The sequence below is a fragment of the Pseudomonas sp. PB3P13 genome (genome assembly GCF_054897735.1).
On sequence record NZ_CM142702.1, the window covers coordinates 2,618,978 to 2,636,036 of the forward strand.

Here is a 17,059-nt window from a genome sequence, read left to right on the forward strand (position 1 = left end):
TCGGGTGTGCCATGTCAAATTACTCTTTAGCTGCACTTACTACCAGGATGCAGGGCAAGTCGGTGACACTCGGCTGGGACGCCGTCGTGTTCATGAATCGGGCTAAAGTCAATAGCCTGCTGCAACAGCAATATATTAGCCGCTTCAACAAAGACAGTTTCCTGAAGCAGATCTTTGGCGCGCCGGCAATGACGCCTGCGGGTGATGAGGTACTTCAGCTGAGCGGGTTGATACTCAGCGAGCCAATGGTGAATTTCGCGGAGGCCTCGCTACGTAATTCTCGTGTGACGGCGACCATGAATATTGTCTCGGGCACCGTGTCTTATGTGAGCAAGGGCAGTGTAAGTGAGCCTGAGACTATCCTTTACAGCTATGTGGTGGGCGCCCAGCAAGGGTTTACTGTCACCATGGACATCGACCTGAAAGCCAGCAAAGGCACGGTTAATGAACAGGGCAAGGTGAGTCTCGATATCGGTGACGGGTACAACTGTCGCTGCAATCTTGTCAAAGATGGCAACTCGCAGTTGATGCTGGGGGAGTTCTTCAAAGCACTGTTCCTCGAGCAAAAACCCGAGGATCGGCTTTATACTTTGGGTATGCTGGACTTGCGCGACGTCGATTTGCTGGCGCCTCGCTCGTTCATTATCCGCACCATGGCAACCGATGAAGGGAAGATTAAAACATCTGACGACTACGGTGACGGTGCGGTGGTCCTGTTCGTCAGGACCAAGGGTAATCCGGATGAGGGTGATGAGCCAACGGAAGGCTCGCTGGACTATCTGATTCCAAATGATCGGGATGCACAGGGCAAAGCCCTCTATTCGGGATCGTTGGTGTTGGCCAGTCGGGTGGTGTTTGACTGGTATATTCAGGACTACATGCAGAAAGTAATCAATAACGGTAATTTGCGTCTGGAGCGAAGCAACGAGTCAGATCATCTCTCCAGGGGGCTTTATGCTGTATCTGGTGAGCAGGCGATAGAGGGGCATAGCTGGCGGGATACTCATTACCCGTTAGAATACAAAGAGATATTAAATAATGGCCCCTTGGCGTTCAAGTATGCAAATAAGTTGGCTGAGAACAGTTTGCGTATATTTCCGAACGCTAAGAACCTGTTGCAGGTTGAACTGTCAGGCTTGCAAGAATTGGACTTTACGCTTAGGGACTACTTTTGGCCTTGGAAAGATGATAGGCATCCTGGCGTAATCCCTGTTATGCCAAACATCAAGGTCGAGTTTTCTCCGGTTGTAAATTCCTATAATGCGGTAAATTTCGTAAGCAAGGCAGACTATTCGTTTGATATAAATACGAGCGTGTTGGTTTTTGATGGGGAGGATTACCCTGAAGCTGTGCAGAGCAGGATCTACGAAAAGTATGTGGGTGTATTCAAGGGGGTTTCAGAACGATTACGGGAGTCGGCACTTAAAGATAGTTTCGGCATACCGGAAATCAATGCACTCGCCATCAGCAATCTACTCTTTCCCGAACGCAACGCCCTGCAACTGACCCAGGCACGACTACCGGGTGACTTGCTGATGGTCGGTCATATCGACCCGAAAGAAACCACCTTCACCCTCGACCCTTTGACGCCGGTGATCAAGGCCGGGGCGAAACAACAGTTCACCATTCGCCAGCTGGGCATCAAATCGGCGGATGTCACCTGGAGTGTGCGCTCTATCGACGGCGTCCGGGCGAAGGGCGATATCAGTAGCAATGGCGAATACACGGCGCCGGCTGTTCAACTGCTCGAAGGCACTGCGGCGCGCAATGTCGTCACTGCGACTTACACGGACGCCACTACGGGTAAAGAGGTGACGGCCTCAGCATTGGTCACTGTCACGATGGCGGGGGTAGTGGTGACGCCTTCGATCGTGCAGATAAATATGCGGGACGATAAGGCGATAGACGTCAAGCTCACAGCAATGACCCTTGGGGGAGGCACGTTGAAGTGGGCGTTGCGGGGCAATCAGGGTTCCTTGAGTGCCAATCAAGGCAACGAGGTGACCTACACACGACCACAGACACCACCTACCGGCACTCTGGAAACGGTGCTGATTGATATAGAGGACAGCATCACCGGTGAGAAATCCATCGCCACCGTATTGCTGCTGAACGGCAACTTTTCACTGAAAGTCACCCCGGCGTTCATTCCTGGTTTGAGGGCAAACAGCCGCGCGCTTCTGAAAGGCCCGGAAGAAGCCGCCTCTCAGATGAAGTGGTCGATGGTTGCCGGTGAGGGCGACGTGGACCCTGATACCGGCGAATTTACGGCGCCAAGTGTCATCACACAACCCTACAGCGTGGTTAAAGGTACGTTGGCCGGTGCGGTTTCCGGCTACAGCATCATCCACCTGAGCGACCACGCCAGGCAATCGAACTGGTTTAAATATGATGTGTTCGACTTTGCCGTGGATCCCAAGCCGACCCGCGTATGGGCCAACGGATTGCAACAAGCCAGGGTGGTTGTTCGGTTCCGTGCGACCGATTATCCGGGGGCGCCCGATCCGCTGGAGCTGTCTGAAGATGAATACAAGAGCATTAGTCTGGTCTCGGCAGAGCAACACATTCCTTTGCCGGAAGTGGGCGAAGATGGAGTACCTGAAGGTGGGAAATGGTATTTCACTGAAGACCCAAATGGTTATAAACCGCACCCGGATTCTGCCACCGCCCATCAATTGACAGCCGCTCCCGGGCAACCTCGTGTCGCGACGATGCACATCAAGGAATTTTTCGTCCAGTGCCACAAGGTCGAGAACCTGATGGTGGCGGCGAGCATTCGCAGCGACAACTACGAAACGTTCTACTCCAACCCCGGCACGTCAGACGGTGAAGTCAATCACAAGGCCCGTAACCTAGTTGCAGTCGAACCGCCAGAGGGAGGAACTATTGGTCAGGTTGTATTAACGTTCGGTGATAATCCACCGACCCGTGTAGAGGGCGACAAAGACGATGAGGTCGACCTGAATACCACGGATTACTATTACTTGAAGTTATTGGTCAGGGGCGTACAGGTCGGAATAAAAAGCATCGAATTTGACCGTAATACCAGCATGATCAAATGGGAAAGTGATACCCAGCTTGAAGATGTCTACAGCATTACCGGGTATGCACTGGCCGATGATAAAGATGACAGAGGCAATCAGATCCTGCACATCGACGAGATTCTGTTGCGTCGATTAGGTCCCAATACTCAAGTGCCAGCGCCCATCGTTAATCCATCAGCGCCTGTCCCAAAAGGGCAGGTTCTATTTAGCTTGCATCGGCGTGAGTATTGGCAGTTTGACAAGTACGCGAAAGCTGATTTCGACACGAGCCTGCATGTAAAGGTTATTGATGATTATGGTAACAGGCACAGTGTGCGAATCGGCTTCGATGGTGTTGATCGAAATAAACTTAAAATAATCGGTTCGTAACAGCGACCGCTTTATTAGAGTGCGATCTTTATTGGGTCGCACTCTTTATTTTTCTCTTATTCTCAGGACGTGAGCCATGTCGACATCGACTTCTGTGCAATCCAACGCCTTTAATTTCATGAGTTTTATATTAAGCCAGGTCGACCCGCGCACCGGGCAATACACCTGCGCCATCTCTTTGCCTGAACTCAAGGCCAATAACCTCTGTGGCCCGGTCGTTCCCCTGCAACTGGCGTTTAACGCACTCAACGCCGCCGACAGCGGTTTCGGCAAGGGCTGGAACTTGCAACTGTCGCAGTTCAATCCCATCAACGGCATTTTGTCGCTGTATACCGGTGAAACCTTCAAGGTCATTCTCGGCGGGCCCAATGGTCCGCACATTCCGGAAAAGAAAATCGACTCCTTTCATTTCCATGACCTGGGCAACAAGCGCTACCGCGTCGAGCATAAATCCGGCCTGGTGGAAGTGCTTGAAGTCCGCCAGGGCGAGGTTGCGCTGCCGGTGCAAATGCTCTCGCCGCAAGGGCACAGCGTGACGCTCGACTATGCGGCCTTCGGTACCGAGCCCCTGCTGAGCCGCATCACCAACGATACTGACGGCACCCCACTGCTCAGCCTGCTGCGCACCACCAACCTGTTGAAAATCGCGCTGCACCCGGGCAGTACCTTTGAAGCCCTGTTCCAGATGAGCATCATCGGCGGCGAGAGCAGAACGCTGGAGTTGCCGACAGCCGACAAGGCGTCCTGGCGTTTCGACTATATTCCCGAGAGCGGGCTGACCTGCCTCAAGAATATCTACACCCCTACCGGCGGCCATGAGACCGTCACCTATTCGGCCCGCCCGCACTATTTTCCGGGTGTGGCCGGACGCACCCTGCCGCGGGTATACGCCCACGTGCGCGACCCCGGTTTCGGCCAGCCGGCCATCGAAACCCGTTACGAGTACGACCCCACAGACAATAACTTTCTGGGCTTCGGCAGCGGTCTGTCGTGGAGCGACGATGGCCTGGACAACCTTTATAAAGTGAGTTCCGTGTATGAGTACCACACCAGGGAAATACTTTGGGACGCTTCGGCCGACAAAGCGGTGCGGGAGACAAAACGGGTCTACAACCGCCTGCATCTGTTGACCCTGGAAGAAACCCTCCAGTACAGCCACGATCCGGCCAGGGACGATACGCTCAAGACCACCGAAACCGAATACCACTTCAACCCGTTGCTGGCTTTCGAGGACCAGCCGAACTATTGCCAGTTACCGAAAACCGTGACCCAGACGTGGCGGCATGCAAGCACTACCCAGCCGCGCCACGTGGAGGTGGTCCGCACCACGTTTGACGACTTCGGCAACCTGCTGACCCAAATCAACGCCAACGGCGTGACCGAAACCAGCGAATGGTACGCCGCGCCAGGCGAGGTCGGTTGCCCCGCGGACCCGCAGGGATTTGTGCGCAACCTTAAAAGCAAGACCGTGACCCCGGCCGCCTCGCAATATGGCAAGGCGCCGACCCTGCGCACCGATTACACCTACACCGCGCAACCGGGCCTGACCGGGCACGGTCCGTGGTTGGCTCCGCACAAGGAAACCCTGAAAGACGTCCGCGCAATCGGCAACTTGACCGTGCAAGAGCGCGTTTTCCAGTACTTCAGTACCCCCACGAATCCATTCGAACACGGGCGTAAATTGCAGGACGCCGTGACGCTCAATGGCAATACCACCGCTACCGATTTCGTGTACAGCCTGGCCAAAAACGCACGCAACGGGGAGACCGTGCTGCGTACGGTCAATACCGTCACCGGTTTCGACGGCGAACAAAAGATCGTCACTCAGGAACACCTCATACTTAACGGCGAGCCGGTGCTCGAGCGCGATGACAACGATGTCGAAATCGCCTACATCTACGATGTGCTGGGCCGGGTGACCAAAGAAACAGTGGCGCCAGGGACACCGTATGAGGCCAGCCGCACTTACACCTACGGACTCACCAACGCCGTGGGTCAGCAAGCCAAGCAAACGGCGTGCAACGTCAAGGGCGTGACCACTACCACTTGGCTGGACGGTTTCAATCGGCCTATCAAGGAGGCCCGTCAGGATGCAGACGCCGCGGGCTTCGATCCCAACGATCCACCCCGCCTGATCTACGAAGCGACGTACGATAATCGCGAGCAACTGGCCACCGAGACAGTGATTGACTGGGAAGGCCCTAAGGATGTGTTTCTGATTAGCCGTTTCAACTATGACGATTGGGGCGAGCAGCGCAGCGTTATCCGGCCTGACGGTGTTGAAGAGCATGAAGTCAATGACCCCGTTGGGCAAACAACTTCCCAGTGGCTGGAGGTTTCAGGCAAGGGGGCCACGGGCAAAACCGTCACCGCCAACAACCTCTTCGAGAAGCCTGACAGCATCAAACGTTACCTTGAAAATGTTGACCCGGCCGTACCGGGCTCTCAGCCGTACAGTGAGCACGTCTACAACTACGACGGGCTCGGCCGAACCGCTGAGGAGTTCGACGCGGTCAGCAATAAAACGGTGTACGAATACGATGTCTTCGACCGCATGGTGAAAACTGTTTTGCCGGATTTTAACGAAGTGACCCGTGAGTACGCGCCGCACAGCAGCAAAGACTTGCCAATCACCATCAGCGTCAACAGTGTTGAGCTTGGAACGCAGGCGTTCGACGGGCAGGACCGTATGATCGTGTCCGTGACGGGCGGGCGCAGGAGCGAATACCGGTTCGCCCCTGGGCAAACCCAGCCCAAAAGCGTGCTGCGCCCCAGCGGTTTGGAAACCAAATACGTCTATCGTCCGGAACTGGGTGAAGACCCGGAACAGCGCATCGCCGTTGAAAGTACCGCCGACTACGTCTACGACGCCGAAAATGCGCGCCTGACCAGAACCGAAGAGCTGGACGCCAACGGTATCAAGCATGTTCTCCAACGGACCTATTTCAGCACGGGCGAACTGAAGAGCGAGCGCCGGGAACAAACCGGTGAACCGCCCCGCGAGATGCATTACAGCTACAGCCGGCAGGCGCGTTTGCTGTCCTACATCGATGTGCTCGGACAAACGCAGACGTATACCTACAACACCAAGGCGCAGCTGACCCAGACTAGCTTGGGGAATACAATTTCGACATTTGCTTACAACGACCTCGCGCAGCTTTCATCCATAACCACGGTTGATGGAGCGCAATCGCTTGTGACCTGTCTTGAGTACGACGATTTCGCTCGCGAAACCCTGCGGACATTCGATTTTGGGAACGGAGTCATCCAGACACTGGCTCAAACCTACGACGAAGTTGATCGACTGACCCACCGGGTGCTGCAAGAAGGTAGCGAAACCCTGCGTGACGAGACCTACGCTTATGACGAACGGGGGCGACTGGTGGATTACGTCTGTGTCGGTGACCAGTGCCCTGTAGACCCGTACGGAAAAAAAATCGACCGGCAGACGTTTGGTTTTGATGCACTGGACAACATCAACTTTCTGGAAACCCGGTTCGCCGGCGGACGCCATTCGATCATTTACGAATTCAACAACCCGAGCGATCCCTGCCAATTGACCGGACTCAGCAATACCTTGGTTCCTGCTGACCCAAGCCATCCGGCCAGAATTGACTTCGCCTACGATGCCGGAGGTAATCTCGTCAGCGACGAGGCGGGGCGCGTTCTGGGCTATGACAGCCTGAGTCGTCTGGTCAGTGTCAGTGATGTGAGCGGCGGCCCCGCGAGCAAATCATACGGTTATGACACCTTGGACAGCCTGAGTAGTAGCCATTCGGCAGGTGCCGAGGAGCGGCGGTTCTACAAGGATGACGAAATCGTGAACCTGATTCGGGGAGCTGACAGCAACACATTCATGCGTGGTGAACAGGTCGTGCTCGCCGAGCACCAGGCAGGTGCTGGCCCAAAGTCCCTGATCCTGGCCTGTGATGATAAAAACACTGTGTTGAGCGGAGTGGAGCAGAATTCGGCGAATGACATTGTTTATTCCGCATATGGGCATCGCAGTGCCGCGCAGCCGGTGATTACGCAGGTGGGATACAACGGAGAATTGCACGAGGCGCAAACCGGTTGGCAGCTATTGGGTAAAGGTTATCGGGCGTTTAATTCGGTGTTGATGCGGTTTCATAGTGCGGACAGCTGGAGTCCGTTTGGGCGAGGCGGATTAAATTGGTATGTCTATTGTCTGGGGAATCCGATTGCCTACAAGGACCCGACCGGTCATTTTTCATTCGGCGTCGTCATGAGATTTTTCGGGATTGCCACGAAGGCTAACAAGAGTGCACGAAAGCTTGCTAAACCGGCTTTGCAAAAGGTGTTCCAAAACGCGAATGACGGTATTTCGCCGCTTAAAAATTCAGGGTTGTCGAGGGAAGCAGCGGTGGCTTTAACTAAATCCTCGGCTAACCCGGGTTCTGCCAAATTCGCCAAGCAAGCGCTGTATAGGGAGGACCTTTATCAAAGCAACAACAGGTGGATACAGAAAGTCGAGATGGGTAACGCTTGGGCGAAGCCTGATTTGTTGAACCGAGTAGTTGCACAGAATAATAGATTGCTGGAAAGCAGTACAAACAGTCGAGAATTGCTCGCAGCAGCGAACAGGCCGGGTCATTCAGCCAGGCTCTCTCCAGCACCCTCGATCCCTTCCGAGGCAATGATCGAGCACCCCCTCGTTAAAGGGGATCTTGCTCCAGCCTATAGTCCTCCTCCTTCATATTCCGCGGCCACGGGACGCAACCAAAAAATTCGTGTCTCTTAAAAGGCTGTAAATAATCGGGATCTTTGAGTCGCCCTCCCGCACGACAGGGAACGTCGTGTCGGGATAGAAGGGGTCAACGACTTATAAAAAAATTGAATCACCCCAACCCACTCACCCGCGCAAACTCCACCAACCCACCGTCATGGTCAAGCCCCAATTTGTCCATGGCGGTGCGTTTCTGTCGGCTGATGGTCTTTTCGCTGCGGTTCAATTGCGCGGCGATCTGCCGGCCGGACATGCCCTGGACAAACATCCTCACCACCTCCAATTCACGCTGGGAAAGGTTCACCCACGGTGCGTCAGTGCTGGAGGCGGGCAAGTGTTGGGTGTTCAGGATTTCGGCAGACGCAAGGCAGAGATGTTGACGACCCCGGCTGACAACGTTTACTGCCTGTTTTAGCTCGCCCAGGTGGCTGCGTTTATTGAACAATCCTCTTACGCCCACCTTGAGCAGCGCTTGCAGCAGACAAGGGTTACGCAGCATCGTCATCACAATCAACGGGATGTGATTGAAGTGCCGCCTCAGATACCCCATCAACGCCAGTCCGTCGGGTAAACGTCCGTCGGGCATCGAATAGTCGCTGATCACCAGATCGCACGGCGTGCGTTCCAGATGCCCCACCAGTTCATCGGCGTTATTGGCCAGGGCGACGATGGAGAATGCCGAATCGAGCGGCGTACACAAGGCCGCTTCAGCACCCATCAGCACGACCGGATGATCGTCGGCGAGGATGATGCGCAGCTTTTGGTTTGGGCGTTGCCTGTGCGACACGGGCGTATCGCCACAGGCACTTTCGCGCAAAAGGCGAAGCGGTGTGGATAGGAGCGACTGGTTCGGGTTCATGAAAGTCTCAGCAGGCTCGGGGGGCACGCGGTCCCGATACTCGGCGGGCGGTGAATTGACCTCAGCGGGTGATGATCAAGCTGATTCATTTTCGCGGCGGTTGGAGTTGATTGCGCATATATCATCATTGACGGCGTGGGCGCGCCAGAATAGTCCTACTTCAGCAAGGCATGGTTCGCGGGACCTTTCTTCAGCCGCCGTGCAGCGCTGCAGGACCATTTTGCTGATATCGCGATGACGATTCTGGAAGCTGACGCGAATTACGGTGCAGGACTTTAATCGGGGTTCTCGGAAAAGTCTGTCGGCAAATACATCGCACTCCTGTAGGAAGCGTCCGGGTGTTCTAAATTCCTACGGACCGAGCGCAAATTGCGGCGTGACAACGAAGATCTCCGCCAAGGAAGTGTCTGTCCGCGTTCCGTGTACGATCAATGCGGGCATGTAGGTACGTCGAGGAAATGTCGGACTGGCGCACTGTTGAATTTGAGATAGGGTGGAGACTGGAAACCCGCGCGACAGGAGAACACCATGCGCTATTCAGCCTTGACCCAACGAATCGCCGGTGACGGAGCGGCGGCCTGGCAGATTCATGATCGAGCGCTGGAATTGCGCGCACAGGGCGTCGACGTGTTGCTGCTGTCGATCGGCGATCCGGATTTCGACACCCCGCAGCCAATCGTCCGCGCCGCTATCGGCAGTTTGCTCGCCGGCCATACACATTATCCGGCGGTACGGGGCAGTCCCGGGCTATGCAACAGCATCGCCCGCCGGCATCGTCTGCGCAGTGGCCAGGTGGTCGATGCCGAGCAGGTGATCGTGTTTCCGGGCGCGCAGTGCGCGGTGTACTCGGTTGCGCAATGCCTGCTCGACCCCGGCGATGAAGTCATCGTCGCCGAACCCATGTATGTCACCTATGAAGGCGTTTTCGGTGCCATCGGCGCGAAAGTGGTACCGGTGGCGGTACGCCCGGAGAACGGGTTTCGTGTTGACCCTGCCGATGTGGCCGCCTTGATCACGCCGAAAACCCGCGCCTTGTTGCTCAACAGCCCGAACAATCCCTCTGGCGCCAGTCTGTCGCTGATGATCTGGGAGGAATTGGCATCACTGTGTGTTCGTCACGACCTCTGGCTGATCAGCGACGAGGTCTACAGCGATCTGTTGTATGAAGGCGAGCACATCAGCCCCGCCAGTCTGCCGGGCATGGCCGAACGCACCGCGACGATCAACAGTCTGTCCAAATCCCACGCCATGAGCGGCTGGCGCGTGGGCTGGATGATCGGCCCGAAAGCCTTGGCCGACCACCTGGAGCATCTGTCGTTGTGCATGTTGTTCGGCATTCCGGATTTTATTCAGAACGCTGCGCAGTTGGCATTGGACGAGGATTTACCGGAAGTTGCGAACATGCGTGAGGAGTATCGACAGCGTCGTGATCTGGTCTGCGAAAGCCTGAGCCGTTGCCCGGGCCTGCGGCCGGTCCGGCCCGATGGCGGCATGTTCGTGATGGTCGATGTGCGCCAGACCGGTTTGTGCGCCCAGCGTTTCGCCGAGCGGCTGTTGGAGCGCTATGGCGTCTGCGTACTGGCCGGCGAAGCGTTCGGGCCGAGTGCGGCAGGGCATATTCGCATCGGGTTGGTCGTCGACCGGTTCAAACTGACGGATGCGTGCCGCAGGATCGCCTCGTGTGCAATGGATTTGCTGGAAACGCGGGAGGTTGTCGGGTAAGCCCGCGCAGTTGCAACACGGACCTGCGCCGCTAACACGAGAAATCAGCGCTCGCCACTCACAGTTCTGTCAGTAGCGCGGCACACGCCTGCGGCGTTGAAATGGACCATTCCGACCAACGCAGGAGCGCACCCGCATGAGCGAACATCAACCCGAGACAGGCTTTTCTGACGTGACGAGTATCGGCCCTCCAGGCGCAATCGTCGCGAAACCACTCTCGCCAAACTCCATCAGTCTCTCGTGGCAATACGATCTGGCAGGTCAAAAAAATGATACCCGTCTGGAGTGGTGGAGCGGGGGAGAGCGGGTCGGCGGATTTGATGTCCTGAACGCTTCAAGAATATACGAAATGACAGAGCTCACTCCTAATACGCCGTACCGCATTTATGCGTTTGGATTGCGGGGAGATGAGGTGTCCTCTTACAGCCGGGACACCAGCGCAACGACGCTGCCGGCGTCCAACATACCGCAGAGCCCGACCCATCTCGTCGCCACACCGTCCGCCAGGGAGATGGACCTGAGCTTTACCGGCTCTGCCAATGCCAGCAGCTACAAAATCAGTTATGGTCTCGCTCCCAGCGGGCCGGTGCTCAACACAGAAGTATGGACGACCACCGCGCATTTCATCGGCGAACTGCACAGTGGCACGAACTATTACTTTGACGTCCGGGCGACCAACAATTTCGGTGATTCGCCTCCCTCCCGCGTCATCAAGCAGACGTTGGCAGTCCCGGCCAAGCCCACTCATCTGAGCGTAACTGCCGGGGTCTCGACATTGATGCCGCAGTGGACGGCCTCCCCGGGTGCCAGCGATTATGTCATCCGTTATGGTGTCGAACCGCCTGCTGGCACGCCCGCGTGCGTGGCGACGACGTTGCTCAAGGAAACGCTGACAGGCTTGACCAAAAACACGCTCTATTTTGTCGAGGTCAGTGCGCGCAATGCCAACGGAGAATCGTTGCCCGCGCAGATCACCCTGAAAACCCTGGACGGACCGCCCGTGCCGACCAAGCCAGGCAACCTGATGAAAACACTGGAGTTTGATAGCGCAAGACTGCACTGGACGGCTGATATCGGCAGACAAAACTTTGCAGTCGCTTATGGTTTCGCTGATCAACATCCACAAACCATCGCCAGTCATGTCACCGAGCACCGGACCTATCTGTTGGCCGACCTGCTGCCGCTGGCTCGCTACTTTGTCGAGGTTCGCGCGTTTAACGAAAGTGGTTTTTCGGACCCGGCTTCTGATCGGTTCACGATCGGTCCCGACGAAACCTACCCGCGCGATTTGAAAGTGCAGGGCCGAACATTTGACCAGGCATGGGTGACATGGAAACGCCCCTTGGATTACTCGCATCTTCGCGACTATGAAGTGAGTTGCCCTGGCCTGGAGACCGTCCACACAACTGAACTGGAAATCATCGTCACCGGTTTGAAACCCGAGCAGGAATACGTGTTCAAGGTTCAGCCCCGGCGCACCGACGGCAAGCGTCCAGCAGCCTCGGCTTCCATCAGCGTCATGACCCATGACCGCGTGCCGCCCGCGCGCCCGCGCACACTCCGCCTCACCCCGAGGGGCGACGGCGTGGAACTGAGCTGGGCTCCCTCGGAAGACAACGTGGGTGTGACGGGTCACGAAGTTCGGCGTAACGGGGGGGCCTGGGTGCCGGCCACCGGAACCACCCACTTCTTCCCCGGCGTGCCGGATGCCAACGCTGAAACGATCGAGGTGCGCGGCAAGGATGCCGCCGGCAATCGCTCTGTACCCACATTGCACGGGAAAAAAATATTTCAGTAACTGGCAGCGGGTGCCCCCTTCCAGGCAGGCGTGTTGACCAGATTGACAGGTCGTTCATACCTTGGCGCCGCCAGCACATTGTCCACCGCACCCTTGGCCATGGCTTCCCGTGTTTCATGGGTCGCCGAGCCAATGTGCGGTGTCGCTGCCACGTTGTCCATTTGCGGCCGATGGAAACGGGTGGTTTGTGCATTGTTGTTATACCTCTGAAACCGGTTTCATTTTTGTGCAAAAAAACAGGTTTATGTTTGCGAGCCGCATCGCGAGGTCGTCGAACAGCGCGCTCAGCTCGCGTTTCAACCACTGTGGGTCGAGGTACAGCATTTGGTAAGTGAAGCCATCCTCCGTCGGTGCTTCGCCATCGTGGATGTCACCCGGCTCCAGCAGAAACACCTTGCCCGGTGACGCCCACCAGAAAACTGTCATGCCAGTGCGGGTCGTAGGCATGGCCTTCAAAATGCGCGCGCAGCGTCTCGATGCCGGTGTCGGCGTCCTGGGCCAGATCGATCCAGTTGTGAGTCGTCATGTTGCACCTGTGAGGCGTTTCGCCAACCTGGTTAACGCACCCGCGCAGGGCTTTGTCTGGAACATTTGTGCACGGATCAGTTGAACAGCCCGGCAGCGATGTTGATCGAAAAACCGAGTATCGCCGTGTTGAACAAAAATCCGATCAGCGATTGCGCCAGCACAATCTTGCGCATCTGCCTTGTGGCCACTCCGACGTCGGACGTTTGTACTGCCACGCCGATGGTGAAAGAGAAATACAGGAAATCCCAGTAGTTGGGCGTGGTCAGGCCTTCGGCGAAACGCAGTGCCGGGTCTTTGCCGCCCCAGGTATAAAACAGGCGGGCGTAATGAACGCTGAAGATCACCCCCATCAGCAGCCACGAACCGATCACGGTCAATGCGGTGAATCCGTAATGCAGCAGTTTGCTCGTGCTGTCCAGGTCTTTGCTGCCCGCCAGTTCAAAGGTGATGGTCGCCAGGCTGGCGAGCGCCGCAATGCACACCACGAACAGCACCAGCCCGGCGTTTTCGTCCTCGACTTCGGCGATCCGTTTGACGTCTGGCGCTTTGGCCCGGGCGCTGAGCCAAAACATCAACAGCAAGTACGTCCAGACACCGGCATTCCAGCCGAACAGGATTTTGCTGATGATTGAATCCGCGGGAGTCAGAATGCCGACCGCGACGCCGAAAGCGAAAGCGGCGGACAGGCGCGGGTGGGTGCGGGCGAGATGGGGCATGGGGACTCACTATGGCGGTGGTCTGAGCTATGCATGACCTGTGTAGGAGCTGTCGAGTGCAACGAGGCTGCGATCTTTTGAACCTGAAAGCAAGATCAAAAAATCGCAACCTCGTTTGACTCGTCAGCTCCTACGGTGGGGATACACCCCATACCGCTGATGTGATGGGTCAGGCTTTTTTGTGTCGCTTGCGCACTAACTTCATCACCACCACAAAAAACACCGGCACGAACACCACCGCCAGTGTCGCCGTGATCATCCCGCCGATCACCCCGGTGCCGATGGCTTGCTGACTTGCCGAGCTTGCCCCCGTGGCAATCGCCAGCGGCACCACGCCCAGGATGAATGCCAGCGAAGTCATGACAATCGGCCGCAAGCGCAAGCGCGCCGCTTGCAAGGTCGCATCGATCAGTTCGTGGCCTTCGTCGACCAGGCTCTTGGCGAACTCGATGATCAGAATCGCGTTCTTCGCCGACAACCCGATAATGGTGATCAGCCCGACCTTGAAGAAGACGTCGTTGGGCATCCCGCGCAAGGTCACCGCCAGCACCGCTCCGAGGACACCCAGCGGCACTACCAGCAGCACCGAAGTCGGGATTGACCAACTCTCGTACAGAGCGGCCAGACACAAAAACACGATCAACAGCGACAACCCGAGCAGGATCGGTGCCTGACTGCCAGACAAGCGCTCCTGCAACGACAAACCGGTCCATTCCTGACCCAGACCTGCCGGCCCCAGTGCGACCAGTCGCTCGATTTCCGCCATGGCTTCACCGGTGCTGTAACCCGGTTTTGGCTCGCCGGAAATGCTGATCGCCGGGTAACCGTTGTAACGGGTCAGCTGCGCCGGCCCCTGTGTCCACTTGGCCTCGACGAACGCGGACAGCGGCACCATTTTTCCAGCATCGTTGCGCACGTTGATCTTCAGCAGGTCGGCGACCTGACTGCGTTGATCGCCCTCAGCCTGCACCACCACCCGCTGCATCCGACCCTGATTGGGGAAGTCGTTGATGTACGCCGAACCGACCGCCGTGGACAGCACACTGCCAATGTCGGCAAACGACACGCCCAACGCGTTCGCCTGCTTGCGGTCGACTTCCAGCTGCACCTGCGGTGCTTCCGCCAGAGCGCTTTCACGCACGTTCATCAGAATCGGGCTGTTCTCGGCGGCTTCCAGCAATTCGCTCCGGGCTTTCATCAATGTCGCATGGCCGAGGCCGCCGCGGTCCTGCAAGCGAAACTCGAATCCACTGGAGGTGCCGAGGCCATCCACAGGCGGCGGCAGAACCGAGAACGCCATGGCGTCCTTGATCTGACTGAAGGCTATATTGGCACGGTCGGCGATCGAGCTCGCCGAGTCGTCGTGGCCGCGCTCCGACCAGTCTTTCAAGGTGGTGAACGCCAGCGCCGCGTTCTGGCCGCTGCCGGAGAAACTGAAGCCGAGAATCACAGTGCTGTCGCCTACACCGGGTTCCGTCGCGTTGTGCTCCTCGATTTGCCTGACCACTTGCACCGTGCGGTTCTGGCTCGCACCCGGCGGCAGTTGAATATCGGTAATCGTGTAACCCTGATCTTCCACCGGCAGAAACGAAGAGGGCAGACGACTGAAGCACCAACCCAGCGCGATCAGCAACACGCCATAGATCAGCAGATAACGACCGCTGCGTTTGAGCGCATAGGCGACCCAGCCCGAGTACCGTTCGGTGAGTTGCTCGAAACGCCGGTTGAACCAGCCGAAAAAACCGCCCTTGGCGTGATGCTCACCCTTGGCAATCGGCTTGAGCAGGGTCGCGCACAGTGCCGGGGTCAGGGTCAACGCCAGGAAAGCCGAGAACAGAATCGACGTCGCCATCGACAACGAGAACTGGCGGTAGATCACGCCCACCGAGCCCTGCATGAAAGCCATCGGAATAAACACAGCGACCAGCACCAGGGTGATGCCGATGATCGCTGCGGTAATCTGCTTCATGGCCTTGCGCGTCGCCTCCTTGGGCGACAGGCCTTCGGTGACCATGATCCGTTCGACGTTTTCCACCACGACGATGGCATCGTCCACCAGAATACCGATCGCCAGCACCATGCCGAACATGGTCAGCACGTTCACCGAAAAGCCCAGCGCCAGCATGGTCGCGAACGTGCCCATCAGGGCCACCGGCACTACCAGCGTGGGAATCAGCGTGTAGCGGATGTTTTGCAAAAACAGAAACATCACCGCGAACACCAGCACCATCGCTTCGAGCAGCGTGTAAACCACTTTGGTGATCGAGACCTTGACGAAGGGTGAGGTGTCGTAAGGAATCTTGTATTCAACGTTGGCCGGGAAATAACGCGCCAGATCATCCATCTTCGCCCGCACCAGGGTCGCGGTGCTCAGGGCGTTGGCGCCCGGTGACAGTTGCACGCCGACGGCGGTTGAAGGCTTGCCGTTCAGGCGCGTGCCGAACTGATAATCCTGGCTGCCGATTTCGACCCGCGCCACGTCGCGAATGCGCACGGTGGAGCCGTCGGGATTGGCCTTGAGTACGATGTCGGCAAATTCTTCCGGCGTCGACAGCTGCCCTTTGACCAGGATGGTCGCCGTGATTTCCTGGGTGCTGCGCGTCGGCAGATCACCGATGCTGCCGGCCGACACCTGTGCATTCTGCGCGACGATGGCGGCATTGACGTCGGCCGGGGTCAGGTTGAAACCGAGCAGCTTCTGCGGATCGATCCAGATACGCATGGCGCGCTCGGCGCCGTACAACTGCGCCTTGCCGACGCCATCCAGACGCTTGATCTCGTTCATCACGTTGCGCGCCAGGTAATCACTGAGCGCGACGTCGTCGAGTTTGCCGTCACTGGATGTCAGGGTGATCAGCAACAGGAAACCGGCGGAGACTTTTTCCACCTGCAAACCTTGCTGGTTGACCGCTTGCGGCAGTCGCGACTCGACCACTTTCAAGCGGTTCTGCACATCGACCTGAGCCATTTCCGGGTCTGTCCCCGGTTGAAAAGTCGCCTTGATCGTCGCGCTGCCAAGGCTGCTCTGCGACTCGAAATACAGCAGATGATCAGCGCCGTTGAGCTCTTCCTCGATCAGGCTGACCACGCTCTCGTCCACGGTCTGCGCGGAAGCGCCGGGGTACACGGCAGAGATTTCGATTTGCGGCGGCGCCACGTCGGGGTACTGGGCCACTGGCAATTGCGGAATGGCCAGCGCGCCGGCCAGCAGGATGAAGAGGGCAACCACCCAGGCGAATACCGGGCGGTCGATAAAGAACTGCGGCATAAAAAAGCGTC

8 protein-coding genes and 2 pseudogenes are annotated in these 17,059 nt (G+C 57.2%); 4 read left to right on the plus strand and 6 right to left on the minus strand.

From position 1 onward, the window contains the following. Window positions 1-11: 11 nt before the first annotated feature. The gene (locus ACYZT1_RS12220; protein WP_462019147.1) at window positions 12-3,413 is read left to right on the plus strand and encodes a hypothetical protein; all 3,402 of its coding nucleotides are present in this window, start codon (window positions 12-14) and stop codon (window positions 3,411-3,413) included. A gap of 130 nt (window positions 3,414-3,543) precedes the next feature. Here ACYZT1_RS12220 and ACYZT1_RS12225 read toward each other — a convergent pair whose 3' ends face one another. Next, window positions 3,544-3,861 (minus strand): hypothetical protein, encoded by a 318-nt coding sequence (locus tag ACYZT1_RS12225; RefSeq protein ID WP_462019148.1) that lies wholly within the window; start codon window positions 3,859-3,861, stop codon window positions 3,544-3,546. A 12-nt stretch (window positions 3,862-3,873) separates the two neighbouring features. Between ACYZT1_RS12225 and ACYZT1_RS12230 the strand changes: the two genes are divergently transcribed. Continuing rightward, window positions 3,874-8,172: an RHS repeat-associated core domain-containing protein gene (locus tag ACYZT1_RS12230; protein ID WP_462019149.1), complete on the plus strand. Its 4,299-nt coding sequence runs from the start codon at window positions 3,874-3,876 to the stop codon at window positions 8,170-8,172. 97 nt (window positions 8,173-8,269) lie between these two features. Here the strand turns inward: ACYZT1_RS12230 and ACYZT1_RS12235 are convergent, their stop codons facing one another. Next, window positions 8,270-8,944 (minus strand): response regulator, encoded by a 675-nt coding sequence (locus tag ACYZT1_RS12235; protein ID WP_462019150.1) that lies wholly within the window; start codon window positions 8,942-8,944, stop codon window positions 8,270-8,272. Between the two features lie 600 nt (window positions 8,945-9,544). Between ACYZT1_RS12235 and ACYZT1_RS12240 the strand changes: the two genes are divergently transcribed. Both ACYZT1_RS12240 and ACYZT1_RS12245 read left to right on the plus strand, forming a co-directional pair. Then, entirely contained in the window at window positions 9,545-10,738 is a 1,194-nt protein-coding gene (locus ACYZT1_RS12240; protein ID WP_462019151.1) for a pyridoxal phosphate-dependent aminotransferase, read from the plus strand. Window positions 10,739-10,874: 136 nt separating this feature from the next. Continuing rightward, on the plus strand, window positions 10,875-12,536 hold the full coding sequence (locus tag ACYZT1_RS12245; RefSeq protein WP_462019152.1) for a fibronectin type III domain-containing protein: 1,662 nt from the start codon (window positions 10,875-10,877) through the stop codon (window positions 12,534-12,536). Here the strand turns inward: ACYZT1_RS12245 and ACYZT1_RS12250 are convergent. The 4 genes and pseudogenes from ACYZT1_RS12250 to ACYZT1_RS12265 form a co-directional block, all read right to left on the minus strand. Continuing rightward, a pseudogene (locus ACYZT1_RS12250) lies at window positions 12,530-12,700 on the minus strand (bifunctional glyoxylate/hydroxypyruvate reductase B); the annotation flags it as partial. The gene ACYZT1_RS12245 and the pseudogene ACYZT1_RS12250 sit on opposite strands and share 7 nt — an antisense overlap. Before the next feature lie 103 nt (window positions 12,701-12,803). Continuing rightward, window positions 12,804-13,062: pseudogene (locus ACYZT1_RS12255) on the minus strand (AraC family ligand binding domain-containing protein); the annotation flags it as partial. 76 nt (window positions 13,063-13,138) lie between these two features. Beyond that, on the minus strand, window positions 13,139-13,780 hold the full coding sequence (locus ACYZT1_RS12260) for a DUF1345 domain-containing protein (RefSeq protein WP_462019153.1): 642 nt from the start codon (window positions 13,778-13,780) through the stop codon (window positions 13,139-13,141). Between the two features lie 169 nt (window positions 13,781-13,949). Beyond that, window positions 13,950-17,048, minus strand: coding sequence for a multidrug efflux RND transporter permease subunit (locus ACYZT1_RS12265; RefSeq protein ID WP_462019154.1), 3,099 nt, complete (start codon window positions 17,046-17,048; stop codon window positions 13,950-13,952). Between the last annotated feature and the right edge of the window lie 11 nt (window positions 17,049-17,059).

What these genes read in the sequence shown, in the direction of transcription:
- ACYZT1_RS12220 (WP_462019147.1), top strand. Translation starts at nt 12, where the DNA reads ATGTCAAATTACTCTTTAGCTGCACTTACTACCAGGATGCAGGGCAAG.
- ACYZT1_RS12225 (WP_462019148.1), bottom strand. Translation starts at nt 3,861, where the DNA reads ATGCTCGACGCGGTAGCGCTTGTTGCCCAGGTCATGGAAATGAAAGGA.
- ACYZT1_RS12240 (WP_462019151.1), top strand. Translation starts at nt 9,545, where the DNA reads ATGCGCTATTCAGCCTTGACCCAACGAATCGCCGGTGACGGAGCGGCG.
- ACYZT1_RS12245 (WP_462019152.1), top strand. Translation starts at nt 10,875, where the DNA reads ATGAGCGAACATCAACCCGAGACAGGCTTTTCTGACGTGACGAGTATC.
- ACYZT1_RS12260 (WP_462019153.1), bottom strand. Translation starts at nt 13,780, where the DNA reads ATGCCCCATCTCGCCCGCACCCACCCGCGCCTGTCCGCCGCTTTCGCT.
- ACYZT1_RS12265 (WP_462019154.1), bottom strand. Translation starts at nt 17,048, where the DNA reads ATGCCGCAGTTCTTTATCGACCGCCCGGTATTCGCCTGGGTGGTTGCC.